Consider the following 22,038-nt stretch of genomic DNA (forward strand, 5'->3'; position numbering starts at 1 on the left):
ATTAACGCTCCTCGCCGTACAGCAGTGCGCCGACATCTGGCTCAACATCAAACATATTTTGTAAGGCTTCCAGCGTGTCCCTGGCTTCCTGCTCATCAATGACACTCATGGCAAACCCAACATGCACCAGCACCCATTGCCCAAGCCGCGGTTGGCCCTGTTCATCATGCTGCCCTACAAGGCTTAAATCGACATCGCGCTGGATGCCGCACACATCGACTTTTGCCTGGTTGTCATCCAGCAGGGCGCTGATTTGCCCAGGAATGCCTATACACATTGTTGTGCCTCCAGCCAGTTAAGCCAGGTCTCCATGCCGTCACCTTTCGTGGCAGACAGCGAAATGATTTCAATTTCCGGGTTAACTTCACGGGCGTAAGCGAGGCATTTCTCCACGTCAAAATCCAGGTACGGCAGTAAATCGACTTTATTGAGGATCATCAGCGAGGCGGCGGCGAACATATGCGGGTATTTCAGTGGCTTGTCTTCACCTTCGGTAACCGACAATACCGCCACTTTATGGCGCTCACCCAAATCAAAACTGGCCGGGCACACCAGGTTGCCTACATTTTCAATAAACAGAATGCCGTGGTTGTCCAGCGGCAGGCGGTGCATGGCATCGTGAATCATTTGTGCATCAAGATGGCAGCCTTTACCGGTGTTCACCTGGATTGCTGGTGTGCCGGTTTCACGGATGCGTGCGGCATCGTTAATGGTTTGCTGGTCGCCTTCGATAACCGCGCACGGCACACGCCCTTGCAGGCGTTTCAGGGTTTCTGTCAGCAGCGTTGTTTTACCAGAACCCGGGCTTGAGACCAGGTTGAGAACTAACTGTTGTTGTGTGGCAAACCAGGCCCGGTTTTGGCGAGCCAGTTGGTTGTTTTTATCCAGCACATCAATTTCAACTTCCAGCATACGGCGTTGGCTTTGGCCAGGTGCGTGGCTTCCGGCTTCACCGTGCCCATAGTGCAGGTCACCGCCTGTCAGTTCATCTGGCGTGAAATGTGTGGTTTCCGGCGCAAGTCCGGTGATACTCAGTTTATGAGAAACAGAAGCCGACGCCGCGAAAGGCGCACTGCGAAAAGGTGAGTGGGGATTATGCTCATCGCCTTCGATATAACGGTTGCCTTCACCGCAACCACAAGTGGTACACATACAGAACTCCTACTCGATTTCCAGGCGCATTATCTGCATACCGTCATCGGCCACTATCTGGAGCTTATCGCTCTGGCACTGCGGGCAACGGCGCACGCGCTGGGTTAATAACGTGACATATTGCTGGCAATCCGGGCACCAGCACTCCGCCTGTTGTTCTTCTATATGTAAAGCACAGCCTTCGGCCAGTGTGCCGCGGCACACCAGTTCGAAACAGAAGGTCAGTGCGCTGGTTTCCACGCAGGAGAACGCGCCAATCTTGAGCCAGACTGCGGTAATGCGCTGTGCGTTGTTCTGGCGAGCCTGTTGCTCCATTAATTCGATAGCGCGTTGGCAGAGTGTAATTTCGTGCATAACTTCTCCTCGTGAATCACCCTGCGCAGCCTATGCAATAAAAGTGCCACGTTTATTTTATGCAAGGTAAAGAAATGTCGTCAGCGATGACGAAGATGACGAAAATGACATGTCAAAAATCGGGTTATTATGTGATATTTTAAATAAATATATAATAATCAATGAATTAAAAATTGGCACGCTATGTGCTTATGGAGGGAACTTCCATCAAAAGAGTAACGCAACATGACCATTTGGGAACTGAGCGAAAAAGCTGAATACATTGCCGACCGGCATCGCCAGCTACAGGATCAGTGGCATACCTACTGCAATACCCTGATTCAGGCCGTCACGTTATCAAAAGCACACCTGTACCACGCCGTGGGATGCAGCCCCGACGAAGACCTCTGTTTTGTGCTGTTTGACCACTTCATTGTGCATATTGAGCCAGCTAAAGGCTTTAACTGCCACACCATCGAATATGCCTTAAGTACCCGTGATGATAACACCCGGCTACTGATTGGCACGGCTGAGCTGAGCAATGCCGGGCAGATGGATAACAGTGTGAATATTCGCGACCGCCAGCAGGTTCTGGATCACTACCTTGGCAAAATCGGCAGTGTCTACGACAGCCTGTATCAGGCAGTACATGATGATACGCCACTGAATGTTAGTGAGCTTAAACAAGAACTGGCCCGCCACGCACTGGCCTGAGCCTTTGTTTGTGTCGACATCTGTCGAAATTGACAGTTTGCGGCATGTTTTCGTCATAAATGACTATCGACCCGAGGACATAACCCGGTGAATCGTTTTGTTATCGCCGACTCCAGACTGTGCATAGGTTGCCATACCTGTGAAGCAGCCTGTTCTGAAACGCATCGTCAGCAGGGGCTGCAGTCGTTGCCGCGCCTGAAAGTGATGCGTAATAAAAATGAATCCGCTCCCCAATTGTGTCACCACTGTGAGGATGCGCCGTGCGCGACCGTGTGCCCGGTTAACGCAATTAAACGTGTTGATGGCGCTGTTCAGCTCAATGAAAACTTGTGTGTGAGCTGCAAGTTATGCGGCATTGCCTGCCCATTTGGCGCCATTGAGTTCTCCGGCAGCCGCCCGCTGGATATTCCTGCCAACGTCAATACATCTAAAGCGCCTCCGGCTCCGCCAGCTCCGGCCAAAGTCAGCAGTATGCTGGACTGGGTGCCGGGGATTCGCGCTATTGCCGTGAAATGTGATTTATGCCAGTTCGATGAGCAGGGCCCTGCCTGTGTACGTACCTGCCCGACCAAAGCATTGCGTGTTGTGGATAACGCAGATTTGGCGCTGGCCAGCAAACGTAAACGTGCGCTGACGGTGAATGCGAATTTGGGAGATCTATCTTTATTCAACACCGCAACGGAGGCGAATAAATGAATGCGTTATCGTTGATGGATGGCGCAGTGCTCGGTTTTATTATTACCGCTGTGCTGTCGCTGGTATTTGCCTTTTCCCGCGCACTGAGTGGCTTACTGGCCGGCGTGTGTGGCGCTATCAGCAGCCTGATGGCTATCCTGGCGGCTGGTGCAGTGCTGACAGGGGCTGCGCCTCAGGCTATCAGCACGTTCAGTTTTATGCACATGACATTTCAATTAACCGCATTAAGCAGTATCTGGCTGATTGCATTGTGTATCCCGTCACTGTTTGTCAGTGTGTTCAACATTGCCTGGCATCGCCACGCAGAAGTCCGCTGTAATGGCTTCTTGCTGAATTTGCTGATGGCTGCAGCGGTGCTGGCAGTGACTGCCACCAATTTCGCTATGTTGATTGTGATGGCTGAAATTATGGCGCTGTGTGCTGTGTTTCTTACCGGATGCAGCCAGTCTGGCAAGCTGTGGTTCTTACTGGGCCGCCTCGGAACGGTTCTGCTGGTGGTTTGCGCATGGCTTATCTGGGCGCGTTACGGCAGTCTGGATTTTGTCGACTTACAGCCTGCTGTTAGTGCGTTCCCGTTAACTCCGGCTATCTGGATCCTTGGTTTGCTGGGTTTTGGCCTGCTGGCTGGCATTATTCCATTACATGGTTGGGTGCCCCAGGCGCACGCTAATGCTTCTGCGCCAGCCGCGGCACTGTTCTCTGCAGTGGTTTTAAAAGTAGGCCTGTATGGCATTCTCACCTTGTCATTACTGGGTAGCCAGTTACCGCTTTGGTGGGGTGTTGTCGTTCTGTTGCTGGGTATGCTAACCGCCTTTGTTGGTGGGTTGTATGCGCTGATGGAGCACAACATTAACCGCCTGCTGGCTTACCATGCGCTGGAAAATATCGGCATTATTCTGCTGGGCCTTGGGGTTGGGCTGATTGGCTGTGCGCTGAATGACACGGTGCTGATTGCCCTTGGTCTAACCGGCGGGTTATATCACCTGATTAACCACAGCCTGTTTAAAACCACCTTGTTCCTGGGGGCCGGGGCTGTGTGGTTCCGCACAGGCTACCGTGACATTGAGAAACTCGGTGGCATGGGCAAGCGGATGCCAGCGATTTCCCTCGCTATGCTGGTGGGCCTGATGGCGATGGCTGCATTGCCACCCCTGAATGGTTTTGCCGGTGAATGGCTGATTTACCAGTCCTTCTTCCATCTGAGCAATGTTCCTTTGTTTATTGGCCGCTTCTTTGGGCCGATGATGGCAGTTGGCCTGGCCATTACCGGGGCACTGGCCGTGATGTGTATGGCAAAAGTGTATGGTGTGACCTTCCTGGGCGCGCCGAGAACTGCCGCTGCTGAACAGGCTCGTAGTGCGCCGGTATTAATGAATATCAGCGTGATTGGGCTGGCTCTGTGCTGCGTGGTGGCGGGTGTTGCTGCGCCCTGGTTGCTGCCATTACTGCAACAGGCCGTCCCATTACCTTTAGTCACCGCGCATTCCACCGTTTCTCAACCGATGATGACACTGTTGCTGGTGGCCTGCCCATTCTTGCCTTTCCTGTTGATGATGTTGCTCAAAGGTGACCGCCTGGCTGCCCGCAGTAAAGGCATGGCCTGGGTGTGCGGCTACGACCATGAGCAATCCATGGTGATTACGGCTCATGGCTTTGCTATGCCAGTGAAAGGGGCATTCGCGCCGGTACTGAAATTGCGTAACTGGTTGAACCCGGTGCGTTTATTTCCGGGCTGGCAGAGTGAATGTGTGGCGGGGGTATTCCGTCGTCTGGCCTTAATTGAACTGGCTGTACTGCTGGTTGTTGTCATTACCCGAGGAGTCTGAAGATGAATACTGTGTTACTGGCCTGTATTCAGGCGCTGGTGCTGTTTGCACTGGCTCCCCTGATTGCTGGTGTGACGCGCGTTGCCCGTGCCCGGTTGCATAACCGCCGTGGCCCTGGTCTGCTCCAGGAATACCGTGATTTGGCCAAGCTGCTGGGCCGCCAGAGCGTGGCACCTGCGGCATCGGGCTGGGTGTTCCGCCTGGCACCGTTTGTGATGTGTGGTGCGTTGTTAACAATTGCTACTGCGTTGCCAGTGGTGACAGTGGCTTCTCCCCTCGCGCCATTGGGCGACCTGATAACGCTTCTCTACTTGTTCTCCATTGTGCGCTTCTTTTTCTCAATTGCGGGTCTGGACACCGGTAGCCCGTTTACCGGCCTGGGTGCCAGCCGTGAGGCGATGCTTGGGGTTCTGGTTGAGCCTATGTTGTTGTTGGGGTTGTGGGTGGCGGCATTAGTGGCGGGTTCCACTAACGTTGGCAACATCGCGCTGGTTATTGCGCACTGGCCGGTTTCCCACAGCATTCCGCTGGTACTTGCGCTGATTGCCTGTGGCTTCGCCACCTTTATTGAAATGGGCAAATTGCCGTTCGACCTTGCAGAAGCCGAACAGGAATTGCAGGAAGGGCCGTTATCAGAATATAGCGGTGCCGGGTTTGCTGTCATGAAATGGGCAATCAGCCTTAAGCAACTGGTGGTGCTGCAAATGTTTCTTGGGGTGTTTATCCCCTGGGGGCAAATGACCCAATTCTCGTGGTCCGGCCTGGTACTGGCGGTGGTTATCGCCCTGGTCAAACTGGTTGTTGGGGTGCTGGTGATTGCGCTGTTTGAAAACAGCATGGCACGCCTGCGTTTTCTCGCCACCTCCCGGGTTACCTGGGCTGGGTTTGGCTTTGCCTTTTTAGCGTTCGTCTCCTTGTTGGTGGCGTGATTTAAGAGAGTGTGTCCATGTCAGAAGAAAAAATCGGCCAGCAGTATATTGCTGCGCTACATCAGGCTTTTCCGGGCGTTATCCTGGAAGAAGCCTGGCAGACCAAAGACCAAATAACGTTAACGGTTAAGGTCGACCGGCTGCCTGAGGTGGTGGAACATCTCTACTACCAACAGGGTGGGTGGCTGTCAGTGCTGTTTGGTAATGACGAACGCCAGTTGTGTGGTAACTACGCGGTCTACTATGTCCTGTCGATGGAGCAGGGTGTACGTTGCTGGATTACAGTCCGTGTTGAAGTAGACCCAGTGAAACTTGAGTACCCGGCAGTCACGCCACGCGTACCGGCTGCGGTATGGGGTGAGCGTGAAGTGCGCGACATGTATGGCCTGCAGCCTGTCGGGTTGCCCGATGAACGCCGCCTGGTGCTGCCTGATGACTGGCCGGATGATTTGTATCCGCTGCGCAAAGACAGCATGGATTACCGCCAGCGCCCGGCACCGACCACCGATCAGGAAACTTACCCGTTCATTAATGAACTGGGCGACAAGAAAAACAACGTGGTGCCGATTGGCCCACTGCATGTCACCTCTGATGAGCCGGGCCATTTCCGCCTGTTTGTTGATGGTGAGAACATCATTGATGCCGACTACCGGTTGTTCTATGTCCACCGTGGTATGGAAAAACTGGCTGAAACCCGCATGGGTTACAACGAAGTGACATTCCTGTCTGATCGGGTGTGTGGCATTTGCGGTTTTGCACACAGCACGGCGTACACCACCTCGGTGGAAAATGCTATGGGGATCCAGGTGCCGGAAAGGGCACAGATGATCCGCGCGATTTTGCTGGAAGTGGAGCGCCTGCACAGCCACCTGCTCAACCTGGGGCTGGCCTGCCACTTTGTGGGTTTTGACTCCGGCTTTATGCAGTTCTTCAAGGTGCGTGAGCATTCCATGAAAATGGCCGAGATCCTGACCGGTGCGCGTAAAACCTATGGCCTGAACCTGATTGGCGGTATTCGCCGCGACATGCTCAAAGACGACATGATTCAGACACGTAAACTGGCACAGCAAATGCGCCGCGACGTGCAGGATCTCGTCGATATTCTGCTTAGCACGCCGAATATTGAACAGCGTACCGTGGGGATTGGCCGCCTTGACCCACAAATCGCCCGTGACTTCAGTAACGTAGGCCCAATGGTGCGTGCCAGTGGCCATGCCCGTGATACCCGTGCCGATCACCCGTTTGTGGGTTACGGGTTGCTGCCAATGGAAGTTCACAGTGAGCAAGGCTGTGATGTCATTTCGCGCCTTAAAGTGCGCATTAACGAAGTGTTCACTGCGCTGAATATGATTGACTTTGGCCTGGATAACCTGCCGGGTGGCCCGCTGATGGTGGAAGGTTTCACGTATATTCCCCACCGCTTCGCTTTAGGTTTCGCAGAAGCGCCGCGTGGCGATGATATTCACTGGAGTATGACTGGCGATAACCAGAAATTATATCGCTGGCGTTGCCGTGCGGCGACTTACGCCAACTGGCCAACGCTGCGTTATATGCTGCGCGGTAATACCGTTTCTGATGCGCCGTTAATCATCGGCAGCCTTGACCCGTGCTACTCCTGTACGGACCGCATGACGGTAGTGGATGTGCGTAAACGTAAGAGCAAAGTAGTGCCATATAAAGAGCTCGAACGCTACAGCATTGAACGCAAAAACTCACCACTGAAATAACGTCTTTGGCGCCCGTTTATAGCGGGCGCAGAGGAGCAATGATGTTTACGTTTATCAAAAAAGCATTGAAGACCGGGGTGGTGACACAAAGCTACCCACTCAGCCCGATTGAGGTTGATAAAAATTTCCGGGGTAAGCCACAACATAACCCCCAGCAATGCATTGGCTGTGCAGCCTGCATCAATGCCTGCCCGTCTAACGCATTGAGTGTGGAAACTGACCTGGCAACTGACCAGCAAGCCTGGCAGTTTAACCTTGGGCGCTGCATCTTTTGTGGCCGCTGCGAGGAAGTTTGCCCAACGGCCGCGATTAAACTCTCCCAGGAGTACGAACTGGCTGTCTGGCGTAAAGAGGATTTCCTTCAGCAGGCGCGTTTTGACCTGTGCCATTGCCGGGAGTGCGGCAAACCTTTTGCGGTACAAAAAGAGATTGATTACGCCATCGCCCTGTTAGCCCACGAGGGCGACCCGCGTGCGGAATCTCGCCGGGAAAGTTTTGAAACCTGCCCGGATTGCAAGCGTCAACAGTGCCTTGCGCCGTCAGATAAAATTGATTTCAGCCGCCAGATGAAGGAGGCCAGTTGATGAGCAACCTGTTAGGGCCACGTGACGCCAATGGGATTCCGGTTCCGATGACAGTGGATGAATCCATTGCGCAGATGAAAACGTCATTGCTGAAAAAAATCAAACGTTCAGCCTATGTTTACCGGGTGGATTGCGGCGGTTGCAACGGCTGTGAAATTGAAATCTTCGCCTCTATTTCTCCGCTGTTCGACGCTGAACGCTTCGGGATTAAAGTGGTGCCTTCGCCACGCCACGCCGACATTCTGTTATTTACCGGTGCGGTAACCCGCGCCATGCGCTCACCGGCGCTGCGGGCCTGGGAATCAGCCCCGGACCCGAAAATTTGTATTTCTTATGGTGCCTGTGGCAACAGTGGCGGCATTTTCCATGACCTGTATTGCGTCTGGGGCGGTACTGACAAAATAGTACCGGTTGATGTCTATATTCCAGGGTGCCCTCCGACACCCGCCGCCACGCTGTATGGCTTCGCCATGGCCTTAGGGCTTCTTGAGCAGAAAATTCATGCCCGGTTGCCGGGCGAAGTGGATAACCAGCCTGCGCAGTTATTACACCCGGATATGGTTCAGCCGTTGCGCGTGCGTATTGAGCGTGAAGCTCGTCGCCTGGCAGGCTATCGCTATGGCCGCCAGATTGCCAATGATTACCTGCGTATGCTGGCACAGGGCGAAGATAAAGTGGGGAGCTGGCTGTCGAGTGAAAATGATCCGCGCCTGAGTGAAATTGTTGGCAATCTGCAAAATTTGGTGGCCGGGGAGCGTGTCTGATGAGTGAAACCGTGGTGTTCAGCCAGTTGAGCCGCAAATTTGTCGATGAAAATGACAACACGCCCGCAGATGCCCAACAAGTGGTGTATTACAGCCTGGCGATTGGTCACCATTTGGGGGTGATTGACTGCCTGAAAGCCACGTTAACTTGCCCTTATCCGGCTTACCAGGCATGGGTGGCGACACTCGAAGCGGGTAGCCAGGCGCGGCGTAAGATGGAAGGTGTGCCGCGTTACGGTGAAATCGTCATCGACAGTACCCATGTCGATATGCTGGCTTACGCGTTTGACAACGCCCGCAGCCAGCAAACGGCGGAGCAACAAAGCTGGAGTGAGCAAATGCTGGCAATGTTGCAGGCTATTCACCAGGAGCCGGCGGTGTACCTGATGGTCAGGAGACAATATGACTGATGTTTTGTTGTGTGTTGGCAACAGCATGATGGGCGATGACGGTGCCGGTCCATTGCTGGCCGAGCGTTTTCGGGCCGCAGCCCAGGGGGACTGGGTGCTGATAGATGGCGGTAGTGCGCCGGAAAATGACGTCGTGGCGATTCGGGAATTGCACCCAGACCGCCTGCTACTGGTTGATGCAACAGAAATGGGGCTCAACCCCGGTGAGATTCGGGTTATCAACCCGGACGATATTGCTGAAATGTTCATGATGACCACTCATAACATGCCCCTGAACTATTTGGTTGACCAAATCAAAGAGGATGTGGGCGAGGTGATTTTCCTTGGCATTCAGCCAGATATTGTCGGTTTTTATTACCCCATGACTGCACCAGTGATTGCTGCTGTGGATGAGGTTTATGCCCGGCTTGCCACTTGGGAAGGGCAGGGCGGCTTTGCTTTACTGGAACCAGACTGCTGATTTTTTAGCTGTCAGTATGTTGTCAAATGTCATCGTCACTTGTGTCGATGACATTTTTTTTGGTTTAAATAGAAAATTAAAATGTTTAAAAACAATTAGTTAATAGTTGGCATGAAACATGCTTAATAAGCGCGGAAACCACTATTACTGCTGGAGAAGTAGATGAACCGTTTCATCCTTGCTGATGCGAGCAAATGTATCGGGTGTCGCACATGTGAAGTGGCATGTGTGGTGTCTCACCAGGAAAACCAGGATTGCGCTGCGCTTACGCCACAAAGTTTTCAACCACGCATTCACGTTATTAAAGGCATCAATATTTCCACCGCGACCATGTGCCGCCAGTGTGAAGATGCCCCCTGTGCCAATGTTTGCCCGAATGGTGCCATCAGCCGCGATAAAGGTTTTGTTCATGTTATGCAGGAACGCTGCATTGGTTGTAAAACCTGTGTGGTTGCCTGCCCATACGGCGCGATGGATGTTGTCGTGAAACCGGTCGTGCGTAACAGCGGTGCCGGGCTGAATATTCAGGCGGAAAAAGCAGAAGCGCACAAATGTGACCTGTGCTTTCACCGTGAAAATGGCCCCGCCTGTGTTGAGGCCTGCCCGACCAACGCGATTGTCTGCGTCGACAGAAATAAGCTGGAGTCAATGAGTGCGGAAAAACGTCGCCGTGCTGCTCTGGATACCACCACATCGCTGATGTTTTAACCTCAGTGACTTTCAACTTTTAACAGGTCTGTTATAGATGAAAAAAATCACCAGTGTTTGCCCCTATTGTGGCGCAGGCTGCAAACTGAAACTCGTTGTTGAAAACAACAAAATTATCCGTGCTGAAGCGGCCGATGGGAAAACCAACCAAAGCGAATTGTGCCTGAAAGGCTATTATGGCTGGGACTTCCTGAACGATACCAAACTGCTGACGCCACGCCTTCAGCAGCCGATGATCCGCTATGAAAAAGGCGGCAAACTTCAGCCCGTTTCTTGGGAAGAAGCCATTAGCTACACCGCAAAACGGTTGAGCGACATCAAAGCTAAATATGGCCCGCGTTCAATTATGACCACCGGCTCTTCTCGTGGTACGGGTAACGAAACTAACTTTGTAATGCAGAAGTTCGCCCGTGCTGTTCTCAATACCAATAATGTCGATTGCTGTGCGCGTGTATGCCATGGCCCGTCAGTTGCTGGCTTACAAGCGGCATTAGGTAATGGGGCAATGAGTAACTCCATTGGTGACATTGAAAATTCCCGTTGCCTGCTGGTCATTGGTTACAACTGTGCGGATTCGCACCCCATCGTGGCGCGCCGGGTAATTAAAGCCAAAGAAAATGGCGCAAAAATTATTGTTTGCGACCCGCGCCGTATCGAAACCGCTCGTATTGCCGACCAGCATCTGCAAATTAAAAACGGCTGCAACATGGCACTGGTGAATGCCTTTGCTTATGTCTTGTTGGAAGAAAACCTCTACGACAAAGAGTATGTCGCGAAATACACCGAAGGTCTGGATGCTTACCGCGAAGTGGTGAAAGACTACGCGCCGGAAGCAGTTGAACACCTGACCGGGGTTAGCGCGCAACAAATTCGCCAGGCAATGCGCACTTATGCTGCCGCACCTTCTGCCACCATTATGTGGGGCATGGGCGTTACGCAATTTGGCCAGGCTGTTGATGTGGTTAAAGGCCTTGCAAGTCTTGCACTGCTGACAGGCAACCTGGGCCGCGAGAATGTTGGGGTTGGCCCGGTTCGTGGTCAGAACAACGTGCAGGGTGCTTGTGATATGGGCGTTCTGCCTAACCAATTCCCTGGCTACCAGAATGTCACCGATGCTGATGTGCGTGCCAAGTTTGCCAAAGCCTGGAATATTGACCCGGCAATCATGGATGACAAAGTCGGTACTCGTATTACCGAAGTTCCACACCTGGCGCTGGAAGGGAAAATCAAAGCTTACTACATTATGGGCGAAGACCCGCTGCAAACCGAAGCGGACCTGGGCCTGGTGCGTAAAGGGTTTGAAGCGCTCGATTTTGTTGTCGTGCAGGATATCTTCCTGACCAAAACTGCGGAAGTGGCTGATGTGCTGCTGCCTGCAACGTCATGGGGCGAGCACGGTGGTGTCTTCACTTGTGCGGATCGTGGTTTCCAGCGTTTTGAAAAAGCCATTGAACCGCAGTACAACGTGAAACGTGACTGGGAAATTATCAGCCTGCTTGCGACAGCAATGGGTTACCCCATGCACTACGAAAACAACCAGGAAATTTGGGACGAGTTGCGTGAGTTGTGCCCGCTGTTCTATGGCGCAACTTACGAAAAAATGGGTGACATGGGGCACGTACAGTGGCCGTGCACAACGCTTGACCACCCAGGCACCCAGTATCTGTACAAAGATAATAAGTTCGATACTGATACCGGCAAAGGTAAGTTGTTTGCTGCACAGTGGCGCGCACCGGCTGAAGTGCCAGATAACGACTACCCGTTGGTATTGTGTACTGTGCGTGAAGTGGGCCATTACTCTTGCCGTTCTATGACCGGTAACTGTGCGGCACTGCAAACGCTGGCGGATGAACCGGGCTTTGTACAAATCAACCCGGAAGATGCGCAGCGTCTTGGTGTGAAAGACCAGCAACTGGTTTGGGTGGCTTCCCGCCGTGGGAAAGTTATCAGCCGCGCTAATATCAACGAACGTATCAATACGGGTGCCGTGTACATGACCTACCAGTGGTGGATTGGCGCATGTAACGAACTGACTCAGGACAACCTGGATCCTATCTCCAAGACACCGGAAACCAAATATTGTGCGGTTAACGTGACGGCGATTGAAGACCAGCGCTGGGCAGAAAACTATGCACAAACTACTTACAACGATATGAAAGCACGCCTGCGCGAAGCTATCGCATAAGGCTGAAAACGCGCTGCGGGCATGGCTCGCAGCGCATGATAAGAAGATGAGCGATAACGGTATTTGCTTACGCATTCGCGGTAAAGTTCAGGGTGTTGGGTTCCGTCCCTTTGTCTGGCAACTGGCGCAACGTTTGAATCTGGCTGGCGATGTCTGTAATGACAGCGCTGGTGTGCTGGTGCGCCTGTATGGCGACAGCCACGGGTTTGTTGAGGGATTACAGAGCCATTGCCCTCCGTTGGCGCGAATTGACAGTATTGACCCGTTCCCTTTCCATTGGGCTGCACAACCCCAAGGGTTTGCCATTCGCCAGAGCGAAACACAGGGCGCAATGGTGACGCAAATAGCACCCGATGCGGCAACCTGCCCGGAATGCCTTGCTGAAATGAATAACCCGCTTGAACGCCGTTATCGCTATCCTTTTATCAACTGCACACACTGTGGCCCGCGCCTCACGATTATCCGGGCGATGCCTTATGACCGGCCAAATACCGTGATGGCGGCATTCCCGCTTTGCCCCGCTTGTGAAAGCGAGTACCAAAACCCGGCTGACCGGCGCTTCCACGCCCAACCTGTCGCCTGCCCGGAATGTGGCCCTCAGTTATCCTGGCTGCATAGCGGTGAACCTGAACAGGCCGGGGAGAACGCATTGCAACGGGCGATTGCCTGTTTATTGCGTGGTGAGATTGTGGCGATTAAAAGCCTGGGTGGGTTTCACCTGGCTTGTGATGCAACCAGCCAGCAGGCGGTGATGCGCCTGCGCCAGCGTAAACAGCGGCCAGGTAAGCCTCTGGCGGTAATGCTGCCAGATGCCGCATCACTGAGCGCCAGTGCGCAGGAACTGTTGTTAACCCCCGCAGCACCTGTTGTGCTGGTAGATAAAACCCAGGTTAACCATCTGTGTTCCGCCATCGCGCCGGGGTTGAACGAAGTTGGGGTTATGGTGCCATCCAACCCCATTCAGCATTTATTGATGCAGGGCGTGAACCGCCCACTGGTGATGACATCCGGCAACCTGAGCGGTAAGCCGCCAGTGCTGAGTAATGAAGACGCCTGTCGCGATTTGGCAGGTATCGCCGATGGTTTTCTGCTGCATAACCGCGACATCCTGCAACGCATGGATGATTCGGTAGTCGCTGCCGATGGGGCGATGCTGCGCCGGGCTCGGGGATTTGTCCCGGATGCTTTCGTGCTCCCACCTGGATTTGCACCAGTGGAACCGCTGGCAAGCCTGGGGGGCGACCTTAAAAATACGTTCTGCCTGGTGCGTGGTAACCAGGGTGTTCTCAGCCAGCACCTGGGCGATTTACATGATCCCCTGGTGGAGAAACAGTGGTGGCAGGCCTGGCATGTGATGTGCGAAGTCTATGGCTTTAAACCCCGGCATATCGTTGCCGATGCGCATACAGGTTACCGTGCTTATTCCCTCGCTTGTGAAATGGGCCTGCCGGTACAGACGGTGCTGCACCACCACGCGCACCTGGCGGCTTGCATGGGGGAGTATGGCTTGCCAGCGGATACCAAACCTGTGATAGGGCTTAGCCTGGATGGTATTGGTATGGGCAGTAATAGTGCGTTGTGGGGCGGTGAGTGTCTGCTGGTGGACTACCGCCAGTGCCAGCACCTGGGCGGGTTGCCGCCTGTTGCATTGCCCGGCGGTGACCTGGCCGCACGTCAACCCTGGCGTAATTTTCTCGCGCATTGCCTGGCTTTTGTTCCCGGTTGGCAGCGCTACCCGCAATGTGCCAGTTTACTGGCTCACCCCTGGCCGGTGCTGGAGAAGGCCATTGGCCGGGGAATTAACTCGCCGCTGGCCTCTTCTGCCGGGCGGTTATTCGATGCAGTAGCCGCTGCACTGGGTTGTGTGGCAGACCAGCAAACCTGGGAAGGGGAAGCAGCTTGTCGCCTTGAGGCGCTGGCTATGCAGTGTTCAGGCTTGCGGCACAGCATTTCCTTACCCGTGGAGAATAACACGCTGGGGCTGGCTGCTTTCTGGCCCGCTTTTCTGGCGCTGGATGCAACCATGGCAGAAAAAGCCTGGGTGTTTCATGATGCTCTGGCTCAGGGCTTTGCCCAACTGGCACTGCAACATGCCCGGGCGCAAAACATTTCTACTATCGCCTGTGCTGGCGGTGTTTTTCATAACCAGCTTTTTCGCCAGCGCCTGCAATACTGGCTTGGCGATTACCATGTGCTGTTTCCCCATGCTCTTCCGGCAGGAGACGGCGCACTTTCATGGGGGCAGGCGCTGGTTGCGGCTGCCCGGTTGCAGGGATAACCAGGAACCTATTATGTTGTCGAAAATGTCTCATCTGGATGGGCGATCCGTATCACTGATCAGTGCTTTATTGTTGGCAAATATAGGTGCGTGGTGCTGGGCGTTTATCGCTTTCAGCCACAGCCCGGCGCTGATGGCCGCCAGTTTGTTGGCCTGGTGTTATGGCTTACGCCATGCTGTCGATGCCGACCATATTGCTGCTATCGACACGGTTACTCGCAAAATGATGCAGCAAGGGAAGCGTCCACTTGGTGTGGGTGCCTGGTTTTCGCTGGGGCACTCCAGTATTGTGGTTCTTGCCACAATTACTATTGCGGCCACAGCGGCAGCTTTTCAGCATAAAATGGACTGGTTCCATGAAACCGGTAGTGTGATTGGTACAACGGTTTCTGCCGTGTTTTTGCTGGCTATGGCGCTGGTAAACCTGGTTATTTTACGTGGGATTTGGCACGCATTTGGCCGGTTGAAACGCGGTGAACCTGTAAACAACGCCGTGGACGATGCAATTGGCGGCGGCATGATGAGCTGGTTATTTAAACGGACATTCCGGTTAATTTCCCATAGCTGGCAGATGTATCTTGTTGGCTTCTTGTTTGGCCTGGGCTTTGATACCGCAACGGAAATTGGCGTACTGGGTATCTCGGCGGCATCGGCTTCCAACGGCATTTCTATTTGGTCAATTCTGGTATTTCCTGCGTTATTTGCCAGCGGTATGGCATTGATTGATACCCTGGATAATTTTGTGATGGTGGGTGCCTATGGTTGGGCATTCAACAAACCGCAACGTAAGCTCTATTACAACATGACGATTACTGGTACCTCTGTGGTTGTGGCACTGTTTATTGGTGGTATGGAAGCGCTGGGTCTGGTGATGGAAAAACTGGATTTACAGGGCGGTTTCTGGAATATCGTGAGTTTACTCAATGATAATTTAGGCAATGCGGGTTTTGTCGTTGTTGGATTATTTATTTTCTGTTGGTTGGTATCGATGCTGAATTACCGCTGGAAGGGGTACGATGCATTATCTGTTCACCACTAAAGGTGGCCTGGTTTTTAACTGAAATCACTAAATTGATTTTCCCGGTTTTGTTTACATTGTTGGATAACCTCCGGGACTACCGGGCAAAAAAAGACCTGAAGTTACCAGGTCTTTTTTTGTTTTCTGTTTTGTGCAATTAGTCTCAACAAATAAAGGTATTCCTGTATAAAAATAAGGGGATTATTCCTGTGGGGTAAAGTTTTGCGGATGTTGCGAATCTGTTGGCTGTGTGTTTCTGTTTTCTGCGATAAACCCCGATAATTACGCCAGGAAATTGTCTTAAATACGACAATGAAAGTGGAATGCAGGGTTTATACCCAAATAATAGCCTATTATTTGCTATTCCGGTTTTACTGTTTTGTATTGTGTTGCTGGCCTCTGCGCATGGCAAAAATACCCACTTAATCCCCTTTTTTATACTCATGATTTCCTCTTTTAATGGGGTGTGCTGACATAAGTCGTTTACCTTTTTGGCTAGAGTTCACACTGCCCCTGTGCTAGCGTTGTTGGGCCTGCATACAATAAACGCGTTACGCGTTATCAATGACACAGACTGACTGATTATGATTGTTCGCCCGCCTCAACACTGGTTCACGCGGCTATTTGCGTGGCACGGTTCCGTGATGTCTAAAATCTACTCACGGTTGTTATTAAACTTATTGTTATCTCTGGTATTGCTTGGGGTATATAGCTGGTATGAAAGCCTGCATGTTAAAATAACCCTCGCACCGTTCAGCTTATTGGGCATCGCAATTGCGATTTTCCTTGGGTTCCGTAACAGTGCTTCATGGGCGCGTTATTGCGAAGCGCGGCAATTATGGGGCAGTTTGCTAATTAACTGCCGTTCGTTGATGCGTGAAGCTGTCACGCTATTTCCTGACGACCCTCAGTACCCACAGCGCCTGAAAAACGACCTGCTGGCATTTTGCTATTGCCTGAATTACCAGTTGCGCCATAAACCAGTGGAAACGGTGTTACAGCGGTTTGTTGAACAACCAGAAGCCACACTAGTGAATGCTCAGCAAACACCCTGTAACCGGTTGTTGTTAATGATGGGAGAGCGGGTGGCACAGGCGCGCCGTGCCGGGAAAATTTCCGATATTCTCTACCAAAACCTTAATGCGCACCTGAACCAACTCTCAGGTATTTTGGGCGGCTGCGAACGTATTGCCAATACGCCAGTACCTTTTGCTTACTCATTGATTTTGCACCGTACTGTCTATGCTTTTTGTACCTTGTTACCTTTTGCCTTGATCAACCAGATCCACGTCTTTACCCCGCTGGTTTCGGTGTTTATCTCTTATACTTTTATTTCACTGGATACTCTGGCTGAAGAGCTTGAAGAACCTTTTGGAATGGAAGCGAATGATCTGGCTCTGGACGCAATATGCAATACCATTGAAATCGAGTTGTGCCAGATGATTGGGGATAGCAACTGCCCACCGAAAATGCACCCGGATAAACAACACCGCCTCACCTGATTCCCCTATGTTTCATCTGTAATTTGTGAGCAGTCACCAAATTACATCGTGGCGATAAAAAAATAAGTTACATGTTCTGCACCGAATGCCGATAACCCTTTCAGATGTTATGAAATCGTTATTGATCAATAACCAGTAACAAGGTGCAAATATGGGCTTTCTAAAAAATTTTACTATACGAGCCGTCATGTTGTGGGTGCTCGGCCTTTTCTGTCTGCTGTGGTGCGCTGTGGGCGCGTATAGCGTCTACTCACTGGATCAGCAGACCGAGGGTAATGCTACAGGGCAGTTACTGGCGGATCAGATGAACGCGCTGAGCCGTGGTAATGATCAATACTTCCGTTTTATTACCCGACTGACCCGTTTAATGGAAAATAAATCTGAAGGCAAAATGCCAACAGATGCGGACTTTGGGCCAATTAAGGAAGCGCTGAATAATATGGCGCATCAACTGGCGGTTTTTAAACAAGGTTCGCCAGGCCCTATGGATAAAGAGACCTCTGACAAGGTGATTGATGCCTGGCAGAAGCTGTATGAAGAAGGCGTTACGCCACAAATGGAGCTGGCGCGCTCTGGTACTGCAGAGCAATACCGTAACCATGCACACAAGGTAACGCCTGCGTTAAGCCGCGCTTTTGGCGCTGCTGCCACCAGTTATAACAAAGCCGCTGGTGCTCAGCTTGATGAAACACGCAGAGAAGTGGCTCACCTGACTTCGGTGACCAAAACCATCATCATTATTGCTGTGCTGATTGGCCTGGTGTTACTGCTGTTCACTGACCGTTATTTGGTACGCTTCCTGGTGAAGCCACTGGACAGGATCCGCGAGCATTTCCGCGTAATAGCGGAAGGGGATTTAAGCCAGCCTTTGAAGGATGAAGGGCGTAACTGTGTAGGAAAACTGGTGCCATTGCTCGGTGCAATGCAGGACAGCCTGCGGGTTGCGGTCAGTGCCATTCGTTCGGGGACTGAGAATATTTGGCGTGGGGCGACGGAAATCGCATCGGGTAATAATGATCTTTCTTCGCGCACTGAACAGCAGGCTGCCGCATTGGTGGAAACAGCGGCAAGCATGGAGCAAATCACCTCTACTGTGCAACTCAACGCGGAAAATGCCAACCATGCCAGCGCGCTGGCACAGCAGGCATCTGAAACTGCCAGTAAAGGGGGCCGTCTGGTTGGCGATGTGGTCAGTACCATGCAAGGCATTTCTCAAAGCTCCAAGAAAATTGCCGAAATTACTAATGTGATTAACAGTATTGCTTTCCAGACCAATATTTTGGCACTGAACGCCGCAGTTGAAGCTGCACGCGCCGGTGAGCAAGGGCGTGGGTTTGCTGTGGTTGCCAGTGAAGTCCGTAATCTGGCACAACGTAGTGCAGGGGCGGCCAAAGAAATTGAAGCGCTGATTAGCGATTCGGTACAGCGGGTGGATAACGGTTCTCGCCAGGTGGATGAAGCAGGTAGCACCATGGGCGATATTGTTAAAGCGGTTTCCAATGTTACGGAAATTATGAAACAGATTGCCAACGCATCTGAGGAGCAGAGTAAAGGGGTTTCTCAGGTGGGGATTGCGATTACCCAGATGGATGGTGTAACCCAGCAAAACTCCGCACTGGTTGAAGAAATTTCTGCATCAGCGGCAGAGTTGGAACGCCAAACCGAAGGGCTGCAGCGTTCTGTTGCTAAGTTCCGCCTGTCAGCAGACCAACGAGACAGCATGGACCATCAGGCAAGCCTGAACCATTCTGCACCGAAAGCGGCACTCAGTTCACCTGTGAAGAAAGCCAGCCATACAGAAGTTAGCGCTGGTGGGGATTGGGAATCGTTTTAAGAACCTGCCGGGGAGCGATGCAGCATTACACTAAGCTCCCCATTTTCGATGCAATAGATTGTTTTCAGATTGATGAAACAGAAGGAAAAAGAAAAAGCGTGGTTTTTCCTTCTGTTTAGTAAGTAGCCGAAAATCAATTAAATTGATTTTCCTGGTTTTTTTGTGTTTTTTTTGCTCTGTTTTGTGTTTTTACTCACGGAAGCGTGCGGAAAATAAAAAAATCCCGGCCATTGGCCGGGCAATTTTCACGGATTAATTATTATGTTATTCGCTGACATTGTAACCGATTTAGCCTGCTTGTCACCCAGGGCTACTTAAACTGGTAGTGGGCTAATACTTTATCATTAGTGATAATTTCAGATTAAAATAACTCATATAGATAAAATTCACTAATTGGCAGCTTTTTATGCTAATTATTGCTGTAAGGCAATCTGCTGATAATTTCGCCTAACAGAGCGATGCGTGGGGCGACAGATGCTTTCTCCAGGTATTCGTCGGGGGAATGGAAACCACCGCCTACTGGCCCCAACCCATCGACTGTAGGAATCCCCAATGCAGCGGTCAAATTGGCATCACTTCCCCCACCAACGGCTTGCCAGGTAATAGGTACCCCACAATGCTCACCTGCTTGTTCAATATGCTGCATTAATGCTTGTGTTGCATCGCCGGGCATCATGGCGGGCTTATGGGCAAGACAATGAGCAGACAATGCCACACCGTTATCTCCTGGTTGGCTACACAGGGTGAGCAGGGCATCTTTTACTCTCTCATAATCGTTGTTTTCCCAAAAACGGACATCCACTGTTGCCGTTGCATGGGCTGCAACAATATTGGGTGCATCACCCCCGCTGATAATACCCACATTCACTGTTGTGCCGAGTTCCGCATTAGCGAGCTGGTTAACACTAAGTACCGTGTGTGCCAGAGCAGTAATCGCACTGCGCCCTTTTTCTGGCTCATTCCCTGCGTGGGCCGCGACACCTTTAAACTGTAACTCCCAGGTTGCCACACCTTTACGGGCTTTGACCAGTGAACCATCGGTGCGTGCAGCTTCACAGACCAGCACCAGGCTGGCACGGCTTGCCAGTTCACTTAGCCATTGGTGGGACCAGGGGGAACCCACTTCTTCATCTGGGTTCATAGCCACGGCAATTGACAACCGTTCGCGATCAGCGTGATCAAGCCCATTGAGTGCGAAGAAAATATTCAACAACCCGGATTTCATGTCGGAGACCCCAGGGCCATACAGCCGTGTGTCATCTTCATGCATTGGGCGTTCAGCCGCGGTACCCGGCGGAAAGACGGTGTCCATATGGCCAATAAGCAGTACATCATAGTGTTCCGCGTCATGCCGGTTAGTAACCAGCAAGCCAGGCCCACAGGCATCATCGAATTCCACCATGCGTGTAAACCAGCCTGTTTCCTGCCACCAGCCACAAAGACGGGCAGCCACAGTGGCTACACCTTGTGGTGTATGAGTACCACAATCAATATTGACCAGTTGGCCGAGCAGGCGGGTGTAATGGTTCATATCCATATTCAGTATCCTTATCGTCAGAGAATGATGCGCATTAACCACATAGCGAGGAAAGCGTTAAGCAATGAGATACCAATCATCAGTGGTATGCGCGCCGCGCGGGTACCAATTACTCCAAGAATACGGCCGAGATACTGTACCTGCGAACCCATCAGATAGATGGCGGGCACCAGAATTGCGATATGTTCACCGGCCAGTATGCCGCGCTCAAACAGCCCAATAACTACACCGATGGCACCGCCCATAGACATCCAGGCACCAATCAGGACTGCGGCAGCTTCGCCAGGCAAACCGAACACTCCCATCACTGGGGCAAACACTTTGCCTATCAAAGATAAGGTGCCGGTAATTTCCAGTGCTTTAATAAGAATAAACGCCATTACGACATTTGGCAGTGTGCTGGTTGTCGCAATCGTCCAGCCTTTACGCGCACCTTCAATAAAAATATCCGTCACCATAGGACGTGGGGTTGTAGACATATCAGCTTTCCTTGCTGGTTAAAGGCGCAGTTGTGGTTTTTCGCTGCCCAATGGTCAGGCACAGGCGCAGCACATTAGCACCCACAATTTTCATGATAAACATTACGGCAATACAGCTACCAATAGATGCGGGGACCAGCAGTGAGCCGTCTGCGGCAACCAGGGCGAATAACACGGCACCTGAACCGAAAAAGTTGGTGAGCATGGCACCTGCAGAAAACTGAAACATGGCGAAAACATCGCGTTCATTTTCAGTAATTTCGCCCTGTTCGGCCAGGTTGCGGGTTAATGATGCCCCTACATCGGTACTTTGCAGGCTGCCAATCAGCGCCAGCCCGGCATTGCCCGGTAAACCCAGTAATGGGCGCAGCATAGGTGTGAGTAAACGACGCGCTGCACGCAATGCACCGTAGTGTTCAAGGACGTTTATCATACCCAGTGCGAACATGACGGCGGGTATTAACCCGAGGGCAAATAAGAAACCGTCCATCGCACCATGGCCGCCAACCCCGCGAAAGGTTGCTGTGCTGGTGGCCAGTGTGCCGTCATTCAGTTGTACGCCAGAAGTAACACGACCAAAAGCACCGTTTAATGTAGTGAAATCAAATATGCCGTACCAGCTATTGCCGCTGGCAATGCCAGAGAAAAAGACGATGGCAAAGGCCAGGGCCAGCCAGGCTCCGGGAGTAACTGCAGGTTCATTTTGGGTGGGGGAAACGGACATAGGACTCCTTCATTTTATCTCCATGTTGTGAAGCCGTTATTGTGGTCAGATAACCAGGAAACAAAATGACACAGGTCATGAATATTTTTGTTATTAACGTAATGAAAAGTAACTGTTTTTGTAGTTTTGTTCTTTGGCGGAAAATAAAGGGAAAGGCGACAGATTACCTCGGTAAAAA

General features: G+C 51.9%; 21 protein-coding genes. 15 read left to right on the forward strand and 6 right to left on the reverse strand.

The features are described from left to right. Position 1: 1 nt before the first annotated feature. From LC084_RS02330 to hypA, 3 genes are read right to left on the reverse strand one after another with little or no spacing between them, the layout of a single operon-like run. Positions 2 to 277 (reverse strand): HypC/HybG/HupF family hydrogenase formation chaperone, encoded by a 276-nt coding sequence (locus tag LC084_RS02330; RefSeq protein ID WP_226569012.1) that lies wholly within the window; start codon positions 275 to 277, stop codon positions 2 to 4. Then, on the reverse strand, positions 268 to 1,152 hold the full coding sequence (gene hypB / locus LC084_RS02335; protein ID WP_226569014.1) for a hydrogenase nickel incorporation protein HypB: 885 nt from the start codon (positions 1,150 to 1,152) through the stop codon (positions 268 to 270). The genes LC084_RS02330 and hypB overlap by 10 nt, the downstream gene beginning before the upstream one ends. Before the next feature lie 9 nt (positions 1,153 to 1,161). Continuing rightward, entirely contained in the window at positions 1,162 to 1,506 is a 345-nt protein-coding gene (gene hypA / locus LC084_RS02340; protein WP_226569016.1) for a hydrogenase maturation nickel metallochaperone HypA, read from the reverse strand. Positions 1,507 to 1,731: 225 nt separating this feature from the next. Between hypA and hycA the strand changes: the two genes are divergently transcribed. The 15 genes from hycA to LC084_RS02415 all read left to right on the forward strand — a co-directional run bounded on the left by hycA (position 1,732) and on the right by LC084_RS02415 (position 19,120). Next, the gene (hycA, locus tag LC084_RS02345) at positions 1,732 to 2,199 is read left to right on the forward strand and encodes a formate hydrogenlyase regulator HycA (RefSeq protein ID WP_226569018.1); all 468 of its coding nucleotides are present in this window, start codon (positions 1,732 to 1,734) and stop codon (positions 2,197 to 2,199) included. Between the two features lie 87 nt (positions 2,200 to 2,286). Then, positions 2,287 to 2,895 carry a 4Fe-4S dicluster domain-containing protein gene (locus LC084_RS02350; RefSeq protein ID WP_226569020.1) on the forward strand — a complete coding sequence of 203 codons (609 nt, stop codon included), beginning with the start codon at positions 2,287 to 2,289 and terminating at the stop codon, positions 2,893 to 2,895. Further along, the gene (hycC, locus tag LC084_RS02355; RefSeq protein ID WP_226569021.1) at positions 2,892 to 4,721 is read left to right on the forward strand and encodes a formate hydrogenlyase subunit 3; all 1,830 of its coding nucleotides are present in this window, start codon (positions 2,892 to 2,894) and stop codon (positions 4,719 to 4,721) included. The genes LC084_RS02350 and hycC overlap by 4 nt, the downstream gene beginning before the upstream one ends. Before the next feature lie 2 nt (positions 4,722 to 4,723). Continuing rightward, positions 4,724 to 5,650, forward strand: coding sequence for a respiratory chain complex I subunit 1 family protein (locus LC084_RS02360; RefSeq protein ID WP_226569023.1), 927 nt, complete (start codon positions 4,724 to 4,726; stop codon positions 5,648 to 5,650). A gap of 17 nt (positions 5,651 to 5,667) precedes the next feature. Then, positions 5,668 to 7,377: a hydrogenase large subunit gene (locus tag LC084_RS02365; RefSeq protein ID WP_036109681.1), complete on the forward strand. Its 1,710-nt coding sequence runs from the start codon at positions 5,668 to 5,670 to the stop codon at positions 7,375 to 7,377. A 41-nt stretch (positions 7,378 to 7,418) separates the two neighbouring features. After that, positions 7,419 to 7,961: a formate hydrogenlyase complex iron-sulfur subunit gene (locus tag LC084_RS02370; protein WP_226571111.1), complete on the forward strand. Its 543-nt coding sequence runs from the start codon at positions 7,419 to 7,421 to the stop codon at positions 7,959 to 7,961. After that, positions 7,961 to 8,725: an NADH-quinone oxidoreductase subunit B family protein gene (locus LC084_RS02375; RefSeq protein ID WP_226569025.1), complete on the forward strand. Its 765-nt coding sequence runs from the start codon at positions 7,961 to 7,963 to the stop codon at positions 8,723 to 8,725. Before LC084_RS02370 ends, LC084_RS02375 begins: the two co-directional genes overlap by 1 nt. Continuing rightward, positions 8,725 to 9,135 (forward strand): formate hydrogenlyase maturation HycH family protein, encoded by a 411-nt coding sequence (locus LC084_RS02380; protein WP_226569027.1) that lies wholly within the window; start codon positions 8,725 to 8,727, stop codon positions 9,133 to 9,135. The genes LC084_RS02375 and LC084_RS02380 overlap by 1 nt, the downstream gene beginning before the upstream one ends. Next, positions 9,128 to 9,595, forward strand: coding sequence for a hydrogenase maturation peptidase HycI (hycI, locus tag LC084_RS02385; RefSeq protein ID WP_226569029.1), 468 nt, complete (start codon positions 9,128 to 9,130; stop codon positions 9,593 to 9,595). The genes LC084_RS02380 and hycI overlap by 8 nt, the downstream gene beginning before the upstream one ends. 162 nt (positions 9,596 to 9,757) lie before the next feature. Beyond that, positions 9,758 to 10,303, forward strand: coding sequence for an electron transport protein HydN (gene hydN / locus LC084_RS02390; protein ID WP_226569030.1), 546 nt, complete (start codon positions 9,758 to 9,760; stop codon positions 10,301 to 10,303). Positions 10,304 to 10,340: 37 nt separating this feature from the next. Beyond that, on the forward strand, positions 10,341 to 12,488 hold the full coding sequence (gene fdhF, locus LC084_RS02395) for a formate dehydrogenase subunit alpha (protein ID WP_226569032.1): 2,148 nt from the start codon (positions 10,341 to 10,343) through the stop codon (positions 12,486 to 12,488). A 46-nt stretch (positions 12,489 to 12,534) separates the two neighbouring features. Further along, on the forward strand, positions 12,535 to 14,766 hold the full coding sequence (hypF, locus tag LC084_RS02400) for a carbamoyltransferase HypF (protein WP_226569034.1): 2,232 nt from the start codon (positions 12,535 to 12,537) through the stop codon (positions 14,764 to 14,766). A gap of 13 nt (positions 14,767 to 14,779) precedes the next feature. Continuing rightward, positions 14,780 to 15,805: a HoxN/HupN/NixA family nickel/cobalt transporter gene (locus LC084_RS02405; RefSeq protein WP_226569035.1), complete on the forward strand. Its 1,026-nt coding sequence runs from the start codon at positions 14,780 to 14,782 to the stop codon at positions 15,803 to 15,805. A gap of 563 nt (positions 15,806 to 16,368) precedes the next feature. Continuing rightward, positions 16,369 to 17,286: a bestrophin family protein gene (locus LC084_RS02410; protein ID WP_226569037.1), complete on the forward strand. Its 918-nt coding sequence runs from the start codon at positions 16,369 to 16,371 to the stop codon at positions 17,284 to 17,286. 151 nt (positions 17,287 to 17,437) lie between these two features. Then, positions 17,438 to 19,120, forward strand: coding sequence for a methyl-accepting chemotaxis protein (locus tag LC084_RS02415; protein ID WP_226569039.1), 1,683 nt, complete (start codon positions 17,438 to 17,440; stop codon positions 19,118 to 19,120). A gap of 409 nt (positions 19,121 to 19,529) precedes the next feature. Here the strand turns inward: LC084_RS02415 and LC084_RS02420 are convergent, their stop codons facing one another. From LC084_RS02420 to LC084_RS02430, 3 genes are read right to left on the reverse strand one after another with little or no spacing between them, the layout of a single operon-like run. Then, positions 19,530 to 20,657 (reverse strand): M20 family metallopeptidase, encoded by a 1,128-nt coding sequence (locus LC084_RS02420; RefSeq protein WP_226569040.1) that lies wholly within the window; start codon positions 20,655 to 20,657, stop codon positions 19,530 to 19,532. A 17-nt stretch (positions 20,658 to 20,674) separates the two neighbouring features. Next, positions 20,675 to 21,136 (reverse strand): YjiG family protein, encoded by a 462-nt coding sequence (locus LC084_RS02425; RefSeq protein WP_226569042.1) that lies wholly within the window; start codon positions 21,134 to 21,136, stop codon positions 20,675 to 20,677. Position 21,137: 1 nt separating this feature from the next. After that, complete coding sequence (locus tag LC084_RS02430; RefSeq protein WP_226569044.1) at positions 21,138 to 21,860, reverse strand: nucleoside recognition domain-containing protein; 723 nt, start codon at positions 21,858 to 21,860, stop codon at positions 21,138 to 21,140. Between the last annotated feature and the right edge of the window lie 178 nt (positions 21,861 to 22,038).

This window comes from Mangrovibacter yixingensis, assembly GCF_020523985.1.
In the GTDB taxonomy this organism is placed as follows: Bacteria; Pseudomonadota; Gammaproteobacteria; order Enterobacterales; family Enterobacteriaceae; genus Mangrovibacter; species Mangrovibacter yixingensis.

Bases quoted from the DNA above. Each gene is read 5' to 3' on its own strand.
- hypB (WP_226569014.1), bottom strand. From the start codon at position 1,152: ATGTGTACCACTTGTGGTTGCGGTGAAGGCAACCGTTATATCGAAGGC.
- hydN (WP_226569030.1), top strand. From the start codon at position 9,758: ATGAACCGTTTCATCCTTGCTGATGCGAGCAAATGTATCGGGTGTCGC.
- LC084_RS02375 (WP_226569025.1), top strand. From the start codon at position 7,961: ATGAGCAACCTGTTAGGGCCACGTGACGCCAATGGGATTCCGGTTCCG.
- hycA (WP_226569018.1), top strand. From the start codon at position 1,732: ATGACCATTTGGGAACTGAGCGAAAAAGCTGAATACATTGCCGACCGG.
- LC084_RS02405 (WP_226569035.1), top strand. From the start codon at position 14,780: ATGTTGTCGAAAATGTCTCATCTGGATGGGCGATCCGTATCACTGATC.
- hycC (WP_226569021.1), top strand. From the start codon at position 2,892: ATGAATGCGTTATCGTTGATGGATGGCGCAGTGCTCGGTTTTATTATT.
- hycI (WP_226569029.1), top strand. From the start codon at position 9,128: ATGACTGATGTTTTGTTGTGTGTTGGCAACAGCATGATGGGCGATGAC.
- LC084_RS02380 (WP_226569027.1), top strand. From the start codon at position 8,725: ATGAGTGAAACCGTGGTGTTCAGCCAGTTGAGCCGCAAATTTGTCGAT.
- LC084_RS02410 (WP_226569037.1), top strand. From the start codon at position 16,369: ATGATTGTTCGCCCGCCTCAACACTGGTTCACGCGGCTATTTGCGTGG.
- LC084_RS02415 (WP_226569039.1), top strand. From the start codon at position 17,438: ATGGGCTTTCTAAAAAATTTTACTATACGAGCCGTCATGTTGTGGGTG.
- LC084_RS02330 (WP_226569012.1), bottom strand. From the start codon at position 277: ATGTGTATAGGCATTCCTGGGCAAATCAGCGCCCTGCTGGATGACAAC.
- LC084_RS02425 (WP_226569042.1), bottom strand. From the start codon at position 21,136: ATGTCTACAACCCCACGTCCTATGGTGACGGATATTTTTATTGAAGGT.
- LC084_RS02365 (WP_036109681.1), top strand. From the start codon at position 5,668: ATGTCAGAAGAAAAAATCGGCCAGCAGTATATTGCTGCGCTACATCAG.
- LC084_RS02430 (WP_226569044.1), bottom strand. From the start codon at position 21,860: ATGTCCGTTTCCCCCACCCAAAATGAACCTGCAGTTACTCCCGGAGCC.
- fdhF (WP_226569032.1), top strand. From the start codon at position 10,341: ATGAAAAAAATCACCAGTGTTTGCCCCTATTGTGGCGCAGGCTGCAAA.
- hypF (WP_226569034.1), top strand. From the start codon at position 12,535: ATGAGCGATAACGGTATTTGCTTACGCATTCGCGGTAAAGTTCAGGGT.
- LC084_RS02360 (WP_226569023.1), top strand. From the start codon at position 4,724: ATGAATACTGTGTTACTGGCCTGTATTCAGGCGCTGGTGCTGTTTGCA.
- LC084_RS02420 (WP_226569040.1), bottom strand. From the start codon at position 20,657: ATGGATATGAACCATTACACCCGCCTGCTCGGCCAACTGGTCAATATT.
- LC084_RS02370 (WP_226571111.1), top strand. From the start codon at position 7,419: ATGTTTACGTTTATCAAAAAAGCATTGAAGACCGGGGTGGTGACACAA.
- hypA (WP_226569016.1), bottom strand. From the start codon at position 1,506: ATGCACGAAATTACACTCTGCCAACGCGCTATCGAATTAATGGAGCAA.